Origin of the sequence: Ralstonia sp. AU12-08 (genome assembly GCF_000442475.1) — a bacterium.
In the GTDB taxonomy this organism is placed as follows: Bacteria; Pseudomonadota; Gammaproteobacteria; order Burkholderiales; family Burkholderiaceae; genus Ralstonia; species Ralstonia insidiosa.
The window spans coordinates 43,324-60,601 of the sequence record NZ_ASZV01000046.1 but is presented as its reverse complement, the minus strand read 5'-3'; the positions used below and the strand labels follow the sequence as shown (position 1 = coordinate 60,601).

Genomic DNA, 17,278 nt, shown 5'->3' with positions numbered 1-17,278 from the left:
CGGTGACGCGTCAGAAAGAAAATGAGACGGACGACGCGCCATGGGGGTTCCGCGCAGGGCGTGCCGATGCGTTACAAGCGGTTGGCGCCGACGACTCAAACGTCGGCGAGCGCCGATTGCAGTGCGTAGGATAGCGCCGCCAGTTTGGCCGTCACCTCGGCCATGCGCGCGGCATCCGGCTCACGCTGGGCAGGACCCCACACGGCTTCTGGGAAATGCGTGTCCCACCGGTAGCGTGGAATGACATGCCAGTGCAGATGCGGCACGAAGTTGCCGAAGCTGGCGAGGTTGATCTTGTCCGGCGCCAGTTCGGCGCGTAGCACACGCTCTACACGCGTGACCACTTCCATCAGCCAGTGGCGATCAGCGTCCGACAGGTCGGTCTGCTCTGCCACATGGTCGTTCCAGATCACGCGGCAGAACCCCGGGAAGCGCGCGTGCTCAACCAGCACGACGCGCGCCCGGGCATTGCGCCAGACAGGCTCGCCGCCGTCGGTTTCGCACAGCGCGCAGCCCGGTGACCGCTCGCCCGTCGTCACACCAGCACCCGCTCGATGCCGCCGGCGTTGGCGTGGGCGACGTAGTCTTCCAGCCAGCTCTCGCCCAGCACGTGGCGCGCCATCTCGACCACGATGTAGTCAGCCTGCACCGAGACATCTTCGGTGTAGCGCGACAGACCTTGCAGGCAGGCCGGGCAGCTCGTGAGGATCTTCACGTCGCCGTCGAACGCCTGGCCGCTCTGGCCATCAGCACGCAGCTTGTCGGCGCCCTTCTTCATCTCCTCTTCCTTGCGGAAGCGGACCTGCGTGGAGATGTCCGGACGCGAAACCGCCAGCGTGCCTGACTCGCCGCAGCAGCGATCGTTCTTCTCGATTGCGCGGGTCTGGCCGTCAGCACCCAGGTTGCCGCCCATGAGCTGGTTGACCAGCTTGGTCGGGTCCATCGTCTTGATCGGCGTGTGGCAGGGGTCGTGGTACATGTAGCGCGTACCCTGCACGCCGTCGATCTTCACGCCCTTTTCCAGCAGGAATTCGTGAATGTCGATGATGCGGCAACCCGGGAAGATCTTGTCGAATTCATAGCCTGCAAGCTGGTCGTAGCACGTGCCGCAGCTCACCACCACCGTCTTGATGTCGAGGTAGTTGAGCGTGTTGGCCACGCGGTGGAACAGCACGCGGTTGTCGGTGACGATCTTCTCGGCCTTGTCGTACTGACCCGAGCCACGCTGCGGATAACCGCAGCACAGGTAGCCCGGCGGCAGCACGGTCTGCACACCGGCGTGCCACAGCATCGCCTGCGTGGCCAGCCCCACCTGCGAGAACAGCCGCTCCGAGCCGCAGCCCGGGAAGTAGAACACGGCCTCGCTGTCGGGCGTGGTCGCCTTCGGGTTGCGGATGATCGGGACGATCTCGTTGTCCTCGATATCCAGCAGCGCGCGCGCCGTCTTCTTGGGCAGGTTGCCCGGCATCTTCTTGTTGATGAAGTGGATCACCTGCTCGCGCACCGGCGGCTTACCCACCGTGGCGGGCGGATGCGCGGTCTGCTTCTTGGCGAACTTCTTCAGGATGTCGTGACCCAGGCGCTGTGCCTTGAACCCCCAGTCGATCATCACCTTGCGTGTCAGGTTGATGGTCTCGGGGTTGGTCGCGTTCAGGAACAGCATCGACGCGGCGGTACCGGGGTTGAACTTCTTCTGCCCCATCTTGCGCAGCAGGTTGCGCATGTTCATCGACACATCGCCAAAGTCGATCTTGACCGGGCATGGCGTCACGCACTTGTGGCAGACCGTGCAGTGGTCGCCCACGTCGGCAAACTCTTCCCAGTGCTTGACCGACACGCCACGGCGCGTCTGCTCTTCGTACAGGAAGGCTTCGATCAGCAGCGAGGTGGCGAGAATCTTGTTGCGCGGGCTGTACAGCAGGTTGGCGCGCGGCACGTGCGTGGCGCACACCGGCTTGCACTTGCCGCAGCGCAGGCAGTCCTTGATCGACTCCGAGATGGCGCCGATGTCGCTCTGCTGCATGATGATCGACTCGTGCCCCATCAGGCCGAACGACGGAGTGTAGGCGTTGCGCAGGTCAGCCGCCAATCCTTGCGGGTCGTTGATGTCGCGCAGCAGCTTGCCCTTGTTGAAGCGACCGTTCGGATCAACGCGGCGCTTGTAAGCGGCAAAGTCAGCGATCTCGTCGTCGGTCAGGAATTCCAGCTTGGTGATGCCGATGCCGTGCTCGCCCGAGATCACGCCGTCGAGCGAACGCGCCAGCGTCATGATGCGGGCCACCGCCTTGTGGGCGTCCTGCAGCATGTCGTAGTCGTCCGAGTTGACCGGCAGGTTGGTGTGCACGTTGCCGTCGCCGGCGTGCATGTGCAGCGCCACGAATACGCGGCCGCGCAACACCTTCTTGTGAATCGCCTGTGCCTCGTCGAGGATCAGCTTGAACTCGCCGCCGTTGAAGATCTTGCGCAGCTCGGCGCGGATCTCCGCCTTCCACGACACACGGATCGTGCGGTCCTGCAGCAGGTGGAACAGGTTGGCGTCCGGCTGATTCACCAGACGGTCGTCGATGGTCTGCGCGAGGTAACCCAGGCCGACACCGATCAGGCTGGCGCGCGCCGCATTCACCGGCGTGTCGAGATGGTCCAGCAAGTACTGCCAGCGGGCGCGCGTGCTGCGCACCAGTTGCTGCGCCTGTTGCACGCGGTCTTCCAGCAGCTCGGCGCTGGGGATCTCGTTGGCGTCGTCGGTGCGGCCCAGCGGCAGGTCGTTGCGTGCAAAGAAATCTTGCAGCGCGTCGGCCAGCTTGAGCTTGTTCTTGATCGACAGCTCGATGTTGATGCGCTCGATGCCGTCGGTGTACTCGCCCATGCGGTTGAGCGGGATCACCACGTCTTCGTTGATCTTGAAGGCGTTGGTGTGCTTGGCAATGGCCGCCGTGCGCGAGCGGTCGAGCCAGAACTTCTTGCGTGCCTCGGGGCTCACGGCCACGAAGCCTTCGCCGCTCTTGCCATTGGCCAGGCGGATCACCTCCGAGGTGGCGCGCGCCACGGCGTCATCGTCGTCACCAACGATGTCACCGATCAGCACCATCTTCGGGAACGCGTTGCGCTTGCTCTTGGTGGCGTAGCCGACCGCGCGCAGGTAGCGTTCGTCCAAGTGTTCCAGGCCCGCGAGGATCGCGCCGCCGGGCTTCTTGGTCTCGGCGTCGAGGTAGTCCTTGATTTCGACGATGCTCGGAATCGCATCGCGCGCCTGGCCGAAGAACTCCAGGCACACGGTGCGGATCGACTTGGGCATGCGGTGCAAGATCCAGCGCGCGCTGGTGATGATGCCGTCGCAGCCTTCCTTCTGCACGCCGGGCAGGCCGGCCAGGAACTTGTCGGTAACGTCCTTGCCGAGGCCTTCCTTGCGGAACTTGCGGCCTTCGATGGTGAGCGTCTCGGTGCGCAGCAGTTTGCTGCCGACCGGCGCATTGCCGTCGAACCACTTCAGCTCGAACGTGACGAGCGGCGCATCGTGGATCTTGCCGAGGTTGTGGTTCAGGCGCTGGACTTCCAGCCAGTTGCCGTCCGGATCGACCATGCGCCACCAGGCGAGGTTGTCCAGCGCGGTGCCCCACAGCACGGCCTTCTTGCCGCCTGCGTTCATGGCGACGTTGCCACCGATGCACGAAGCGTCGATCGAGGTTGGGTCCACGGCAAACACCAGACCCGCTTTCTCCGCGGCTTCCGCCACACGGCGCGTAACCACGCCAGCGCCCGAATAGATGGTCGCCACAGGGTGGTCGACGCCCGGCAGGTCGGTCTGTTCGACCGCATCCAGGCGCTCCAGCTTTTCGGTGTTGATGACCGCCGAGAACGGCGTGAGCGGCACGGCGCCGCCGGTATAGCCGGTGCCGCCTCCGCGCGGGATGATGGTCAGACCCAGCTCGAAGCAGCCCTTGACGATGCCGGCGATCTCTTCTTCCGTGTCGGGCGTCAGCACCACGAACGGGTATTCGACGCGCCAGTCGGTGGCGTCCGTCACGTGCGACACGCGCGATAGGCCATCAAACTTGATGTTGTCCTTGGCGGTGACGCGGCCGAGCACCTTCTGGGCGCGGCGGCGCAGGTCGTACACCTGGGCGAATTCTTCCTGGAACGCCTTCACCGCACGGCGGGCGTGCACGACCAGTTGCTCGACCTTGCTGGCACGTACATCGCCTTCCGGGTCGTGGTGCGAATCGTGGTCGGCCACGCGGCGCTTCTCGATCTCTGCCAGGCGGTGATTGAGCGCGTCGATCAGCATCTGCCGACGCTTGGGCGTCTCGAGCAGATCGTCCTGCAGATACGGGTTGCGGCGCACCACCCAGATGTCGCCCAGCACTTCGTACAGCATGCGTGCCGATCGGCCAGTGCGGCGCTCAGCGCGCAGCTCGTGCAGGATCTGCCATGCCGACTCGCCCAGCAGACGAATGACGATTTCCCGATCCGAGAACGAGGTGTAGTTATAGGGAATCTCGCGCAGCCGGGGCGCAGCGTCGTGCGCCGCGAGTTTGGCGTCGATCAGAAGTGGGGCATTCATGGCGTGCCGCTGGGGAGGGAGCACGGCAAAGACTGTCTTGGCCGCGCGGTCTTTAAAGGGCGATTGTACTGCAAGCTTCAACGTTGATGCGCCGCAACAACGGTATCCCATGCCAAGAGCATGGACGCAAAAATTGCCGCGTTTTCAATGGCTTGCGAACCATGCCGAGAGAAATACGTGACGAATACGCCACGCAAACGTCACATCATGAGGTTCTTGATCCAGCCCAGGATGCCGTGCCAGAAGTCATCGGGCAGCGTCATCAACGCCCCGGTCATGACCAGATAGCGCAGGAATTTGCCGATGGCCATGTACATCACGCTCGGCCAAAACTTCAGGCGCAACCAGCCGGCCAGCGTGCAGAGCGGGTCGCCAATGCCGGGCAGCCATGACACCAGCAGCGACACCGGCCCAAGACGGCGCATCCACCGGAAGTACTTCTTGTCGAGCGGCGGCGCGCGATGGCGCTTGGGGTGCGGCACGTGCTGGGCGTGCTCGGCATCATGCTGGCGGCGGCGGCGAGCCAGGTGGTAGCGCACCAGCGCCAGCTTGGCCGCATAACCCATCCACCAGTCGACCACGCCGCCCAGCGTGTTGCCGACGGTGGCCACGATGATGGCCGGCCAGAACATCTCCGGGTTGAGCTTGATGTAAGCGAAGACTGCTGGCTCAGAGCCCAGCGGCAAGAGGGTCGCCGAGATGAAACTGACGAGAAAGATGGCGGGCAGCCCGACCTTGGGCAAGGCGAGCGTGGCAAAAAGCGTGTCGATCCACTGTTCCATGCGGTCGATTGTAGTGGGCGTGCGGCCGCGACGTCGCTTGGGGGCGGCCCTACCCGGTCAGCCGAAGGACAGATAGGCGATGAACACGGCGCCGATCAGCCCGATCAGGTCGGCCCACAGCCCGCAGGCCAGCGCGTAGCGTGTGTCCTTGATGCCGACGCTGCCGAAGTACACGGCCAGCACGTAGAACGTGGTTTCGGTGGAGCCCTGGATGATGGCGGCCAGCTTGCCCTGGAAGGAGTCAACGCCGTAGGTGGTCATCACGTCGACCATCAGGCCGCGCGCGCCTGCGCCAGACAACGTCTTCATCAGCCCCACGGGCAGTGCCGGTACAAAACGCGTGTCGATGCCGAGGTGCGAGAACAATGCCGAGAGCCCCTGCATCAGCACATCCATGCAGCCGGCTGCGCGGAACACGGCGATGCCTACCAGCACCGCCACCAGGTACGGCACGATGCCGATGGCCACCTGGAAACCATCCTTGGCCCCGTCGACAAAGGTTTCGTAGACATTGATGCGGCGGATCGCCCCGCACGCCAGGAATGCCACCACGATGGTGAGGATGGAGCCCGCGCCGATCAGCCCGATCCAGGCCGCCATCTGCTGCGGCGGAAACTGGTGCAGCCACGCAAACAACAACCCCATCGCCACGATAAAGCCGCCGAAATACGCCAGCAGCGCCGGCTTGAACAGGTTGATGCGCTGATAGGCTGCCACCGCCCCGATGCCCGCGCAGAAGCCGATAAAGGTGGACAGCAGGGTCGGCAGGAAGATGTCCGCTGCATTGAAGCCCACCAACCCCTGCTTGACCGCCATGGCCTGACGGATGGCGATGACGGACGTGGGCACCAGCGTCACGCCCGCCGTATTGAGCACCACGAACATCAGTTGCGCGTCACTGGCGCGCTGCGGTTGCGGGTTGATCTGCTGCAGCTCGCGCATGGCCTGCAGGCCCAGCGGCGTGGCCGCGTTGTCCAGGCCCAGCACGTTGGCCGACACGTTCATCATCATCGCGCCGTTGGCCGGGTGGCCGGCGGGTACGGACGGAAACAGGTGTCGCATCAGCGGGTTCACCAGCCGCGCAAACAAGTCGACCACCCCGGCGCGCTCGCCCACGCGCATGATGCCGAGCCACAGCGCCATCATGCCGGTCAGGCCCAGCGCGATCTCGAAGCCGGTGCGCGCGGCATCAAACATGGCGGTCAGCATGCGGGAGAACACTTCCATGTCGCCCTGCAGCACCTGCACACAGGCCGTGACGAAAGCGACGAGGAAGAAAGCCAGCCAGACGAGGTTCAGGGCCACGGATGTTGTGCGTTGGCGCGTTGAGGTGATTCGGACAAGCCGCTCATTGTGCCTGGGCCGGTTCCTCGGCCGGCACATCCACAGGTACGATCTTGTGGAAGTTGTCGTAGTTCACATGCGTGACGCCGTTCTCGTCGTCGCGCATCAGGTCGACGTAGCGGTAGCCCCAGCGGATCTCGTCGTGCCGCCAGGCGTTACGGGCCTGCAGGGTTTGCGCGGCGGTTTCGTCCGAACCCGAGATGGTGAGCATCAGCAGCGCATCGCCGGCGGCGAGCGACTCGGGGGTGGCGTTGTACAGCGGGCTCGTCTCGTCGATCACGTGCATCATGACCCAGCCGAGCAGGAAGATCGGATGCTCGCTGCGCTCCAGATGCAGATCGCGAATGCGGTAGATCGAGTAGCCCTCGGGCGAGCGCTCATCCTGCAGCAGACGCAGCTTGGCGGTGGCCTCAGCGATGACGTTCTGCCGAGCATTGGCCGCCCGCACCATCAGCGTCATCTTGCCGTTGAGCGGCCGCACGACGGCGTTGTGCGCAAACATGATCTTGGCGCGCGGACGCGAGAACCGCGCAAACACCAGCCCCGTTGCCATGGCGATGCCCGACATGCCGATGAAGATCTCCAGCGTGGCGATGATGTGGGCATACATCGTCTGCGGGTGCATGTCGCCGTAGCCGACGGTGGCGAGCGTTTCGACACTGAAGAAGAACGCCCCCGCAAAGCCTGCCGGCGACTGATTGGCGATGGCCGCATCGCCCAGCGAATACAACCCCGCAAACACGGCGTTGAGGGTCAGGAAGAGCCCCGCCAGGATGCCGAAGAAGGTCGGCCAGTTGACCTCCAGCGCGTGGTGATAGATGTCGCGCCAGCCCAGCGACGGCATACCGTACGCGATGACCTGCTGGGTGCCGGACCAGACTTTGCGGCCCCGGCGCCTGCCCGTGCGCGGCAACCGGGAAAAGAACGCCTTGGTGCCCATGATGCCCTGCCCTCCCCCGTGATGGATCGCGGGGCAGTGTACCGACTGCAACGCCCGGCACACAAGGCGCGGCGGCCAGCACTCGCCGGCTCAGGGCGTGGTGACGTCGACGACGATGCTCCAGCGGAAGCAGCCGATGGTCTCGCCGGCACGGTCGGTCAGGATGGCATCAAGCTGGGCGTCGACTGTGCCATGCGCACGCACGCGACTCTGCCAGTAGTAGTCGATCGCGGGGCGGCGCACGAACGCGCCGGTCTCGCTGGTAGGTGGCACCGTCAGCTCCACATCGTCCTTGATGACCAATCTGGCATCCGACAGCACATCTTCATCCGCCGGATGAAAACCCGAGACCACGGCAAGATGTTCTGCGCGCATTGCCAGCGTGGACGAGCGCAGACGCACGTGCGCCCCCACGGGCGCGACGATCCGTAGGCGGCCGTCATTGCGGGCAGTCAGTTCATCCACGGCGGGCGCAAGCAGGTAGCAGCCGTCAGCGTCGGTCAGCGTTGGCGCCTCTGCACGCAGGCTCGCGTCGGGATGGCGGGCGAGCAGCATAGACGTGTCGAACACGAGCAGCACATCGACCACGGGGGCAGATGCGCCATGGTGGGAAGACGGTTCCGAGGCAGACATCGTCGCTCCTGGCACAAAGGCGCGAGCGCAGCTGCCGCACTGGCAGGCTGCGTCTCGCATGAACGGAACGGCGCCGCAGAACTCGACACGCGATGCGGCGCGCAGTCCGTGCTTAGGCGTTGCGGATGGTGATGAACGGGTCCCACTGATAGCAGCCGCACAGTGCGCCGCTACGATCCACGATCATGAACTGGAAGTGATACGTCACGTGGCCCACCTTGAGCGTGTCGCAGGTCCAGTAGAAGTTCGACACCTTCTGCGTCTTGTACTTGCTCGGATCCCCCGGGTTCGGCACGGGCACCACCACTTCAGCCTCGCGCAGTGCCGGCGGCGAGATCAGGTCGCCGCCCTGGTTGCCGATGAACTTATAGAAAATGCAGCTTTGCTCGAAGCTCAGCGACAGCGACGTCTCGCGCCAGCGGATCACGTCACCCACCGCCGCCGCAACGTTCAGTTCGCCACCCGCCTGGCCGCTGATGGCCTGACCTTGCGTGACCGTCATGTAGACGTACCGGGCGTCGATGTTGGGCGGATTGCCCTGGCTGTTGTTCTTGCCGTACTGCTTGAGAATGGCTTCCGTATCAATGCTGACCAGCACATCGGTAATTCGAGACATGGCTGCTCTCCTGAAAGGAAGGGTTGGTTGGTGCCGGAATTTCACGCCGGCTCGTGAACAACACCGCTGCAATTCGATTCAGAAGGCAAAAGCATCCCCGCGTCGATCAAAATCAACGCAAATCCCTGGACTCTGAATCGAAGATTTTCTGCGCTCGCCTGCCTATGCGGAAAAACAGCGCGCCGCGCGGCCGGTCATGGTGTGTCCTGCACTGCAATAACGAGGGAGGCGCTGCGGTTCCCGCGCAGCCGAGGGCTTTGCCTCGCACAATCGCCCGGCGCCGTGGTGTCTCCTGGGCGCCGCTGGCGATACCCCGCCCCGTCTACAGTTGCTGCTGTGGATCGCTTGATTGCTTTGAATCCCCCTGAGTCATTATCCCGTCACTTAACATCGAAACGATTATGTGCACTTATTTGCAGTCATCCGATACCGATTAACCAGAAGACTGCATCGGCAAAATCATATTAATCAGCGTTCCATCCAATTACCCGTCGCAAACCAAACAATTGATGCTGTAATTTTCTAAGCTCAGACGTAATTCGCATCGAACTCGACACCCCATCCAGCGGGGGCGCTGCACCCTCGGCAGCAAGCGTGCGGCTGCTTTGCCCAGACATGCAGGCAAGAAGGCACGTGTTAGGCTTACGGGCTCTCCCCACGTCCAACCCGGTCCGCACCATGGCCATCGATTACCTCAAGAAGATCCTGACCGCGAAGGTCTATGACGTCGCGCTGGAAACCGAGCTGAAGTTCGCGCCCAACCTGTCGGCGCGCACCGGCAACCGCGTCTACCTCAAGCGCGAAGACGACCAGCCGGTGTTCTCGTTCAAGCTGCGCGGCGCCTACAACAAGATGGCCTCGCTCACGCCGGCCGAGCGCAAGCGCGGGGTGATTACGGCATCGGCCGGCAACCACGCGCAGGGCGTGGCGTTCAGCGCGGCCCGCATGGAATGCAAGGCCGTGATCTGCATGCCGGTGACCACGCCGCAGTTGAAGATTGACGGCGTGCGCTCGCGCGGCGGCGAGTGGGTCGAAGTCGTATTGCATGGCGAGAGCTATTCCGACGCGTACACCCACGCCGCCAAGCTGCAGGAGAAGCACGGCTACACCTTCGTGCACCCGTTCGACGATCCGGAAGTCATTGCCGGCCAGGGCACCATCGCCATGGAAATCCTGCGCCAGCACCCCGCACCGATCCACGCCATCTTCTGCTCGATTGGCGGTGGCGGGCTGATTTCGGGCATCGCGTCCTACGTGAAGGCCGTGCGGCCTGACATCAAGGTGATCGGCGTGCAGAGCGTGGATTCGGACGCGATGGCGCGTTCGGTGGCGGCCGGCAAGCGCGTCGAGCTGAAGGACGTGGGTCTGTTTGCCGACGGCACCGCCGTCAAGCTGGTGGGCAAGGAAACGTTCCGCATCACGCGCGAGTTGGTCGACGAGATCATCACCGTGGATACGGATGCGATCTGCGCGGCGCTCAAGGACGTGTTCCAGGACACGCGCAGCCTGCTGGAGCCGTCAGGGGCGCTGGCACTGGCTGGCCTCAAGCAGTACGCCGAGACCCACAAGCTGAAGAACGAAGCGCTGGTGGCCGTGGCCAGCGGCGCCAACATGAACTTCGACCGCCTGCGCTTCGTGGCCGAACGCGCCGAAGTGGGCGAGGCACGCGAAGCCGTATTTGCCGTGACGATTCCGGAAGAGCGCGGCAGCTTCAAGCGCTTCTGCGAGCTGGTCGGCTGGTCGCGCAACGTGACTGAGTTCAACTACCGCATTGCCAGCAAGGACGCTGCGCACATCTTCGTGGGCGTGCAAATCGCGTCGCGTGCAGAAGGCGACAAGATTGCCGACAACTTCCGCAAACACGGCTTCCCGACGCTGGACCTGTCGAACGACGAACTCGCCAAGCAGCACATCCGCTACATGGTGGGTGGGCGCTCACCGCTGGCCGAGAACGAACACCTCTACCGCTTCGAGTTTCCGGAGCGGCCGGGCGCGCTGATGAAGTTCCTCTCCAGCATGAGCCCGAACTGGAACATCAGCCTGTTCCACTACCGTAATCAGGGCGCGGATTCGAGCAACATCCTCGTCGGCATCCAGGTGCCGAAGAACGAGAAGCGCGAGTTCAAGGCGTTCCTCACCACGCTGGGCTATACCTATTGGGACGAGAGCGAGAACCCGGTCTACAGCCTGTTCCTCTGATCGGCCTGCGCAGAGCATTTGTCATGAGCAACCAACCCGAACATTCGCCGCTGGGCAAAACCTCCGCCTACAAGACGGAGTACGACCCGAGCCTGCTGTTTCCGATTCCGCGCCAGGGCAAGCGCGACGAGATCGGCCTGCCCGCCGGCACCGCCCTGCCCTTCTTCGGCGTGGACTTGTGGAACCTGTATGAACTGTCGTGGCTGAACCTGCGGGGCAAGCCGCAGGTGGCCATCGGCACCGTGATCGTGCCGGCGGATTCGCCCAACATCGTTGAGTCGAAATCGTTCAAGCTGTATCTGAATTCGTTCAACCAGACCAAGGTGGCCTCATACGAGGCGCTGCAGCAACTGATCCACCACGATCTGTCGGAAGCGTGCGGCGCACCGGTGCAGGTGCGCATCGTGCCGCAGGAAGAGTTTGCACGGCAGAAGATGCACGAGCTTGACGGCCTGCTGCTCGATCGCCTGGACATCGAGACCGATGTCTACCAGCCCACGCCGGAACTGCTGCATGCGGACGAAGAGGAAAGCCCGGTGGAGGAGACACTGGTCTCTCACCTGCTCAAGTCCAACTGCCTGGTGACAGGCCAGCCCGACTGGGGCAGCGTGCAGATTCGCTACGTGGGTGCGCCAATCAACCAGGAAGCGCTGCTCAAGTACCTGATCTCGTTCCGCGAACACAACGAGTTTCACGAGCAGTGCGTCGAGCGCATCTTTACCGACATCCTGCGCCAGTGCCGCCCGGTCAAGCTGGCGGTGTATGCACGCTACACGCGGCGCGGCGGGCTGGACATCAACCCGTTCCGCACGAACTACAACACGCCGTGGCCGGATAACCTCCGGAATGCGCGTCAGTAAGTACTGACCCTTGGCAAGACACGCCAGGCGCCTTCGGGCGCCTTTTTTCTTGCTTGAGCGATCCACCAAACGAACACGCGCGCCTCCTCCATTTTGGGTACACGATGGCCCTATCGTTTCACGCCCGCTCGCCTATAGTGATACCGCAGTAAGCCACCCGGGGGAATCGTGAAGGGCCACTCCACTTTTCGTGGAGAGGGCGCTCTCGACGGGGGACATTGCCATGAAGAACGCACCATGGGGGCCGCTACGTGCGGTTACGTGCGCGTGCCTGCTGTTATGCGGCAGGCCGGTCCTTGCACAGACAAACGAGCTGGTGGACGACAAACCACCCAGCCTGGAAGCGCTGCAGCGCGAGCTTGCCGATACGCAGGCGCGCCTGCAGGAATTGAAGCGCTCGATCCAGCAGCAGGAAACCCATCTGCGGCACATGCGGCGCGCGCTCGGTATGAGCGAGCTCGACACCGTGCGCGGTGCCGGTGCGCCCGGCGCGGGGGGAGATGCTTCCTCCGGCGAGGCCGCTGCACAGATGGCGCAGAACAACGGCCAGCCTGGCAACACGCCGGTTGGCAAGCCGCCGGAACCTTCCGACCAGCCACCGCGCATCGCGCAGATCTTTGACGAGCCCAGCGCACTCACGCCGCCGGGCAAGTTCGTGGTCGAGCCCTCGCTGCAGATGGCGTATTCGTCGTCGGACCGTGTGGCGCTGGTGGGCTACACCATCATCCCCGCGCTGCTGATCGGGCTGATTGACGTGCGGCAGGTGAAGACCACCACGCTCACCAGCACGCTGGCCGTGCGCTATGGCTTGGCCAAGCGCTGGGAGCTGGAACTGCGCATGCCCTATGTGTACAGCACGAACGACACCGTCAGCCGCGAGATCTTCACGGGCACGGCAACCGACAACGCTTTCAGTTCGCGGGGCCACGGCATTGGCGACGTGGAGATGACCGCGCGCTACCAGATCAGCGCAGGCGGCGTCGACAAGCCGTTCACCATCGGTTGGCTGCGTTTCAAGACACGCACCGGCAAAGACCCGTTTGAAGTCACCACCGATTGCGTGACACGCTGCGTGAGCAACACCACGGGCACCGGCCTGCCGCTACAGCAACCCACCGGCTCGGGCTTCTACGCGCTGCAGCCGGGCCTGACCTGGCTGTATCCGACCGACCCGGCAGTGTTCTTCGGCAGCATCAGCTACCTGCACAACTTCGAGCGCAAAGGTGTCAGCCTGAACCTCGTGGACGGCTCGCAGCAGTTCCTGGGCAACGTCAAGGCCGGCGACATCATCGGCCTGAACTTCGGCATGGGGCTGGCGTTGAACGAAAAGGCCTCGTTCTCGATCGGGTACGACCAGAGCATCATCGGGCCGACCCAGCAGAACGGCCAGCGCGTGCCGGGCTCGGTGCGCACCATCCTGGGCACGCTGCTGGTGGGCTACTCGTACCGCATCTCGCCCAAGATGACGTTGAACCTGTCGGTGGGTGCCGGCCTCACGCGCGACACGCCCGACCTGACGGTCACGCTGCGCTTGCCGATCCAGTTCTGATGCGCTGACGTGCTGACGCGGCTTCGGCTTCAGTGCAAGCCCGTCACCACGTTGGCCAGCGCACTCTGCAGCGCGCCGTTGAGGCTGAGCTGACGGAACTGCGGCAGGCTGTTGACCGCCGCATTGATGGTCGTGATCGCCTGCAGGGTCTGGTTGTTCAGGCTGTTCTGGATGACCGTGGCGGCCGCTGCCGCACCCGCTGCAACGTCGGGCGGCGCAACGTTGTTGTTCGGCCCGTTCTGCACGACGTTGACGGTGTTGACCACGTTTGCAAGTTGCTGCGCCTGCGTGGTCGTTATGCGCGCGATGTCGGGAATGTTGACTGACACGCTCGCGACCAGATCCCCATTGACGTAGACCGCGCGATCAATGCCGAATGCGATGCGCAACCCCGCGGCCGAGGGCACATCAAACCCGCCGCGCATGTCGTCGAGCCGGTCTTCCGATACGGCTTTCCATGCATGGACCGGGTTATTCACGCGCGGGCCATCCACGGTTTCAGTGTCACCGTCCATGCCTGCCGCCAGCGCATGACCGGACCCGGCCAGCACAAGCGTGCCCGCCGCCCACAGCACCCCGCCAAACCATCTCATGGTGCCCTCCTGCGCTGCATACCGCTGTCAGAAGTCGGACGGACCGTGCTTGGGGATCACGATGTTCCCCAGGCCGGTGCGGTCCACCCCTTCGTCCAGCGGCGCGCGCGGTGCAACGTGCCAATCCGATCCCGCGTTGAACGTTGCACGCTCTTCACGGTTATGGATGACGAACAGCAAATGGTTGTCCCACATGCGCTCGAAACTCGCGCGTGGGATCGCGCGCGTGCCCATGGCCGGATCGCCCACCAGCACACGCCCTTCCTGCACGCCCTTGACCACCACGAAGTGGTGATAGCCGTTCTCGCTCAGCAGCACGATGGCCGGCAAGTGGGCGCCGTTCAATGCATCCAGCGGCTGCTCGAAACCATCGGCCTGAAAGCCTTGCGACTCCAGATAGCGTTTGATGTCGAGCAGCGAAAAGCCTTCTCGCCGGATCTTCTCCTGATCGCCATTGACATACATGGCTTGGAACACCGTCTGCTCACTCACCGGATAACCGTACTGGTAAGTCAGCAGTGTCGCCACGGCAGCTGAACCGCAACTGAAGTCGAAGCGCTGATGGATCGTGCGCAGGAAACGCGCCTCCTTCATGCTCGTGACCGGCACGTTGTAGGTCGCGCCGCCCGTACCAAGCATGTCGATCGAACCGGCGAATGTCGGCACGGCGGTCGACACAGCCGCCAGCCCGCACGCGCCCAGGATCAGCGCCGCGCTCCACATTCGTCGCATCGCCCCACCTCGCATCGCCGTCATCGCATCAAGGCCTGAACTGCACGTTGACGATGGTGGAGTTCTGGATCAGCACGTTCGCTCCGCTGTTCTGGATGACCGTGGGGATACCGGCAGCGTTGGTGAACGAGCCACCGCCCACGATGTTCGAACCCGTCGCCACGTTGACGGCGGTGTCGTTGCTCACCGTGCCCGAAAGGCGCGCGTCGTTGACGGTCTGGTACAGGTCCTGTGTCCCACCGCGATAGCGTTCGAGCTTGTCTGCATCGATCGCATGACCCAGGCCTGGCACAAGCGCAGGCACCGACGCGGGCGCGGCGACCGGGGGACGCACCGCTTCCACGTTGGCTGTCTGAAGATCGTTCGCGACCGGCACATCCTCCGCCGCCATCGCCAGCGTTGCCGTTGCTGCAGGCACCGCCACAAGGCCACATGTCAGGAACCATGCCGCCCATCCTGCTGTTGTTCTGTCGGATCGCATCGAATCTCTCCCAGATGCCCCAACTGCGGTTCCGACGGGGGCCGGACCTGGTTGCCCGGTCCGGCCCTGTCAGCCGCCGCTACCAAGGTAGCGGCGGTACTTCCCCGCTCAAGCCTGGTGCCGGCTCAGTGGCCGACACTCAGGTTGGCCTGCACATTGACGCTTTGTTGGATGAGCGATGCAAAGCCGCTGTTTTGGTTTGCGATCATCACCCCGGCAGCCGACTGGCCGACGCTGGTCATGGCATTGGACATGTTGAACGTGCCCGCATCCACCGCCACCGTACCGCCAGCGCCACCCGCACCGCCGACTGCGCCATTGCCAACGCCACCGTTGCCAGTGCCGCCAGCGCCGCCTGCTGCACCCACCGCGCCCGTTGCGCCCGCAGCACCGTTGCCGGCCGTGGACGAGGCTGAGCCATTGGTTGCGCTGCCGTTGGTTGCGGCACCACCCGCACCGCCGTTGCCGGCAAGGTTGGTAGCTGCGCCACCTGCTGCGCCTGCGCCGCCCGTGCTGGTGCCGGTTGCTGTGCTGGTGCCTGTGCCTGCACCGCCGGTGGCCGTCGATGTGCCAGCGGTTCCTGTACCACCTGCCGCGCCGTTGCCACCGACTGCAGCACCCGCGCCGCCTGTAGCCGAGCCGCCGCCATGATGATGGTTGGCATCTCCACCGCTGCTGCCGGCACCGCCGCCACTGCCACCGCTGCCGCCTCCGGCCGCACTGGCACTGCCTGCCAAGCCACCCAGGCCTGCGCCAAGGCTGGCAGACAGCGTGCCAGAAGCACCACCCGCACCGCCTGCGCCGGCATTGCCATGGGCATTACCGCCATCACCACCATTGCCGGCCGATGCGCTGCCGTTGGTCGCACTGCCGTGCGTGACGCTGCCCGAGCTGCCGCCCGAGCCGCCGCTGCCGCCGGCGCCACCTGCACCGCCATTGCCGCCGTTGCCGCCCACGCCGACGCCACCATAGCCATTGCCACCGTGACCACCACCGCCACCATTGGCACTACCGCCATTGTTGGTGGCGATGTTGCCGATGCCCGATACGCTGAGGTTGGTTACCGTACCTTCGAGCTTGGAGATGGCAATCGCCTTGCTGGAGTTGAAGGCATTGCTGAAGGTTGCAGTTGAAGTGCTGCCATTGTTGGCAGCCGCGGTGCCGTAGCCGGAGGCAGTGGAAGCGCCGCTGTTGTCGCGGTCGTTGCCTTGGCTTTGGTTGTTGTGCTGATTGGAGTTGTCAGTCGCTTTGGTTTTTGTATGGGTACTGCTGTCCGTGCTTGTTGTAGTCGTGGTGTTGGTGATGGTGGACGTGTTGGTCTGGGTCTGAGTCCCCGGGCCTGACGCCGAATTCCCGATATCAGCCAGTGCAACGCCTGAGACCCCCAATCCCATGGCGATCGCGGTGGCCAGTAAGGTCTTCTTCATAACGCACTCCATAAAGGTGAGAGGGGCGGTTGGAAGCGCAGCCGACGGGGCCAGCGCGCCTTGCCTGTGGGAAAAAACATCACCCACCCCGGGGTGCCGTGTTCGCATATTCAGTGCCACCTGCCCGCGCGATTGCGCGCCGCATCGCCGAAGCATTGAAAACACTGTGAAATCAAGGGCTGGCGCCCGCAGTGCGTGGCCGATCAAGTGGAATCGTGCCAAGGCATACTCTTTTTGGAGTAGCTGCTCGCGCGATCTGGTTGCAGTGCTGAAACAGCAATCTTGCGGCTGCGGTGCCGGCGCTGTTCTGCCATCGGGCCAAGACCAAGATCTGGCCGGCGGATTGCGCTCCCGCGGGTGTTCGAGTGCGCTCCCTTTCAAGGTGTTTCAACGTTGATACATCGGCGCATCAAGGCTCACATTGCGCGAGCCGGCGTTGATCAGGAGCGTGCATCCCGTCACGCACGTTGCAACGGAATTGACATGTGATCGCAAAGAGGTGCAGCGGGAGCGCCAAGCGCGCGCGGCGCTTTCCTGCGAGTGCCTCCTATCGGCAAGACG

The 17,278-nt window shown here is 63.9% G+C and carries 14 protein-coding genes; 3 read left to right on the top strand and 11 right to left on the bottom strand.

Translation table 11 applies throughout. The annotated features are described in order from the left end of the window. Positions 1 to 95 precede the first annotated feature (95 nt). From C404_RS50615 to C404_RS50585, 7 genes are all read right to left on the bottom strand, one after another. The gene (locus tag C404_RS50615) at positions 96 to 539 is read right to left on the bottom strand and encodes an HIT family protein (protein WP_021196476.1); all 444 of its coding nucleotides are present in this window, start codon (positions 537 to 539) and stop codon (positions 96 to 98) included. Further along, positions 536 to 4,561, bottom strand: a complete 4,026-nt coding sequence (locus C404_RS50610; RefSeq protein WP_021196475.1) for a DUF3683 domain-containing protein — start codon at positions 4,559 to 4,561, stop codon at positions 536 to 538. Before C404_RS50610 ends, C404_RS50615 begins: the two co-directional genes overlap by 4 nt. A 200-nt stretch (positions 4,562 to 4,761) precedes the next feature. Further along, a complete protein-coding gene (locus C404_RS50605) occupies positions 4,762 to 5,343 on the bottom strand; it encodes a YqaA family protein (RefSeq protein ID WP_021196474.1) in 582 nt (193 codons plus the stop codon). A gap of 57 nt (positions 5,344 to 5,400) precedes the next feature. Next, entirely contained in the window at positions 5,401 to 6,648 is a 1,248-nt protein-coding gene (locus C404_RS50600) for a nucleoside recognition domain-containing protein (RefSeq protein ID WP_021196473.1), read from the bottom strand. A 43-nt stretch (positions 6,649 to 6,691) separates the two neighbouring features. After that, positions 6,692 to 7,627: an ion channel gene (locus C404_RS50595; RefSeq protein WP_021196472.1), complete on the bottom strand. Its 936-nt coding sequence runs from the start codon at positions 7,625 to 7,627 to the stop codon at positions 6,692 to 6,694. A 90-nt stretch (positions 7,628 to 7,717) separates the two neighbouring features. Beyond that, entirely contained in the window at positions 7,718 to 8,260 is a 543-nt protein-coding gene (locus C404_RS50590) for an AidA/PixA family protein (RefSeq protein WP_021196471.1), read from the bottom strand. A gap of 112 nt (positions 8,261 to 8,372) precedes the next feature. Then, entirely contained in the window at positions 8,373 to 8,876 is a 504-nt protein-coding gene (locus C404_RS50585) for an inclusion body family protein (RefSeq protein WP_021196470.1), read from the bottom strand. 678 nt (positions 8,877 to 9,554) lie between these two features. On the opposite strand from C404_RS50585, the gene ilvA reads away from it, so the two are divergent. From ilvA to C404_RS50570, 3 genes are all read left to right on the top strand, one after another. Beyond that, positions 9,555 to 11,075: a threonine ammonia-lyase, biosynthetic gene (gene ilvA / locus C404_RS50580; protein WP_021196469.1), complete on the top strand. Its 1,521-nt coding sequence runs from the start codon at positions 9,555 to 9,557 to the stop codon at positions 11,073 to 11,075. 23 nt (positions 11,076 to 11,098) lie between these two features. Further along, complete coding sequence (queF, locus tag C404_RS50575) at positions 11,099 to 11,935, top strand: NADPH-dependent 7-cyano-7-deazaguanine reductase QueF (RefSeq protein WP_021196468.1); 837 nt, start codon at positions 11,099 to 11,101, stop codon at positions 11,933 to 11,935. 223 nt (positions 11,936 to 12,158) lie between these two features. After that, positions 12,159 to 13,484, top strand: coding sequence for an acetate kinase (locus tag C404_RS50570; RefSeq protein ID WP_021196467.1), 1,326 nt, complete (start codon positions 12,159 to 12,161; stop codon positions 13,482 to 13,484). A gap of 29 nt (positions 13,485 to 13,513) precedes the next feature. Here C404_RS50570 and C404_RS50565 read toward each other — a convergent pair whose 3' ends face one another. From C404_RS50565 to C404_RS50555, 4 genes are all read right to left on the bottom strand, one after another. Continuing rightward, entirely contained in the window at positions 13,514 to 14,077 is a 564-nt protein-coding gene (locus C404_RS50565; protein WP_021196466.1) for a hypothetical protein, read from the bottom strand. 27 nt (positions 14,078 to 14,104) lie between these two features. After that, a complete protein-coding gene (locus tag C404_RS50560) occupies positions 14,105 to 14,809 on the bottom strand; it encodes a C39 family peptidase (RefSeq protein WP_031329845.1) in 705 nt (234 codons plus the stop codon). A gap of 28 nt (positions 14,810 to 14,837) precedes the next feature. Then, a complete protein-coding gene (locus C404_RS0130295) occupies positions 14,838 to 15,290 on the bottom strand; it encodes a hypothetical protein (RefSeq protein ID WP_031329844.1) in 453 nt (150 codons plus the stop codon). Positions 15,291 to 15,415: 125 nt separating this feature from the next. Then, entirely contained in the window at positions 15,416 to 16,717 is a 1,302-nt protein-coding gene (locus tag C404_RS50555) for a hypothetical protein (RefSeq protein ID WP_021196463.1), read from the bottom strand. Positions 16,718 to 17,278: the final 561 nt, after the last annotated feature.

Excerpts from the sequence above, each read along its gene's own strand:
- ilvA (WP_021196469.1), top strand. The coding sequence starts at position 9,555 with ATGGCCATCGATTACCTCAAGAAGATCCTGACCGCGAAGGTCTATGAC.
- C404_RS50560 (WP_031329845.1), bottom strand. The coding sequence starts at position 14,809 with ATGCGACGAATGTGGAGCGCGGCGCTGATCCTGGGCGCGTGCGGGCTG.
- C404_RS50555 (WP_021196463.1), bottom strand. The coding sequence starts at position 16,717 with ATGAAGAAGACCTTACTGGCCACCGCGATCGCCATGGGATTGGGGGTC.
- C404_RS50565 (WP_021196466.1), bottom strand. The coding sequence starts at position 14,077 with ATGAGATGGTTTGGCGGGGTGCTGTGGGCGGCGGGCACGCTTGTGCTG.
- C404_RS50570 (WP_021196467.1), top strand. The coding sequence starts at position 12,159 with ATGAAGAACGCACCATGGGGGCCGCTACGTGCGGTTACGTGCGCGTGC.
- C404_RS50585 (WP_021196470.1), bottom strand. The coding sequence starts at position 8,876 with ATGTCTCGAATTACCGATGTGCTGGTCAGCATTGATACGGAAGCCATT.
- C404_RS0130295 (WP_031329844.1), bottom strand. The coding sequence starts at position 15,290 with ATGCGATCCGACAGAACAACAGCAGGATGGGCGGCATGGTTCCTGACA.
- C404_RS50595 (WP_021196472.1), bottom strand. The coding sequence starts at position 7,627 with ATGGGCACCAAGGCGTTCTTTTCCCGGTTGCCGCGCACGGGCAGGCGC.
- C404_RS50590 (WP_021196471.1), bottom strand. The coding sequence starts at position 8,260 with ATGTCTGCCTCGGAACCGTCTTCCCACCATGGCGCATCTGCCCCCGTG.
- C404_RS50605 (WP_021196474.1), bottom strand. The coding sequence starts at position 5,343 with ATGGAACAGTGGATCGACACGCTTTTTGCCACGCTCGCCTTGCCCAAG.
- C404_RS50610 (WP_021196475.1), bottom strand. The coding sequence starts at position 4,561 with ATGAATGCCCCACTTCTGATCGACGCCAAACTCGCGGCGCACGACGCT.
- queF (WP_021196468.1), top strand. The coding sequence starts at position 11,099 with ATGAGCAACCAACCCGAACATTCGCCGCTGGGCAAAACCTCCGCCTAC.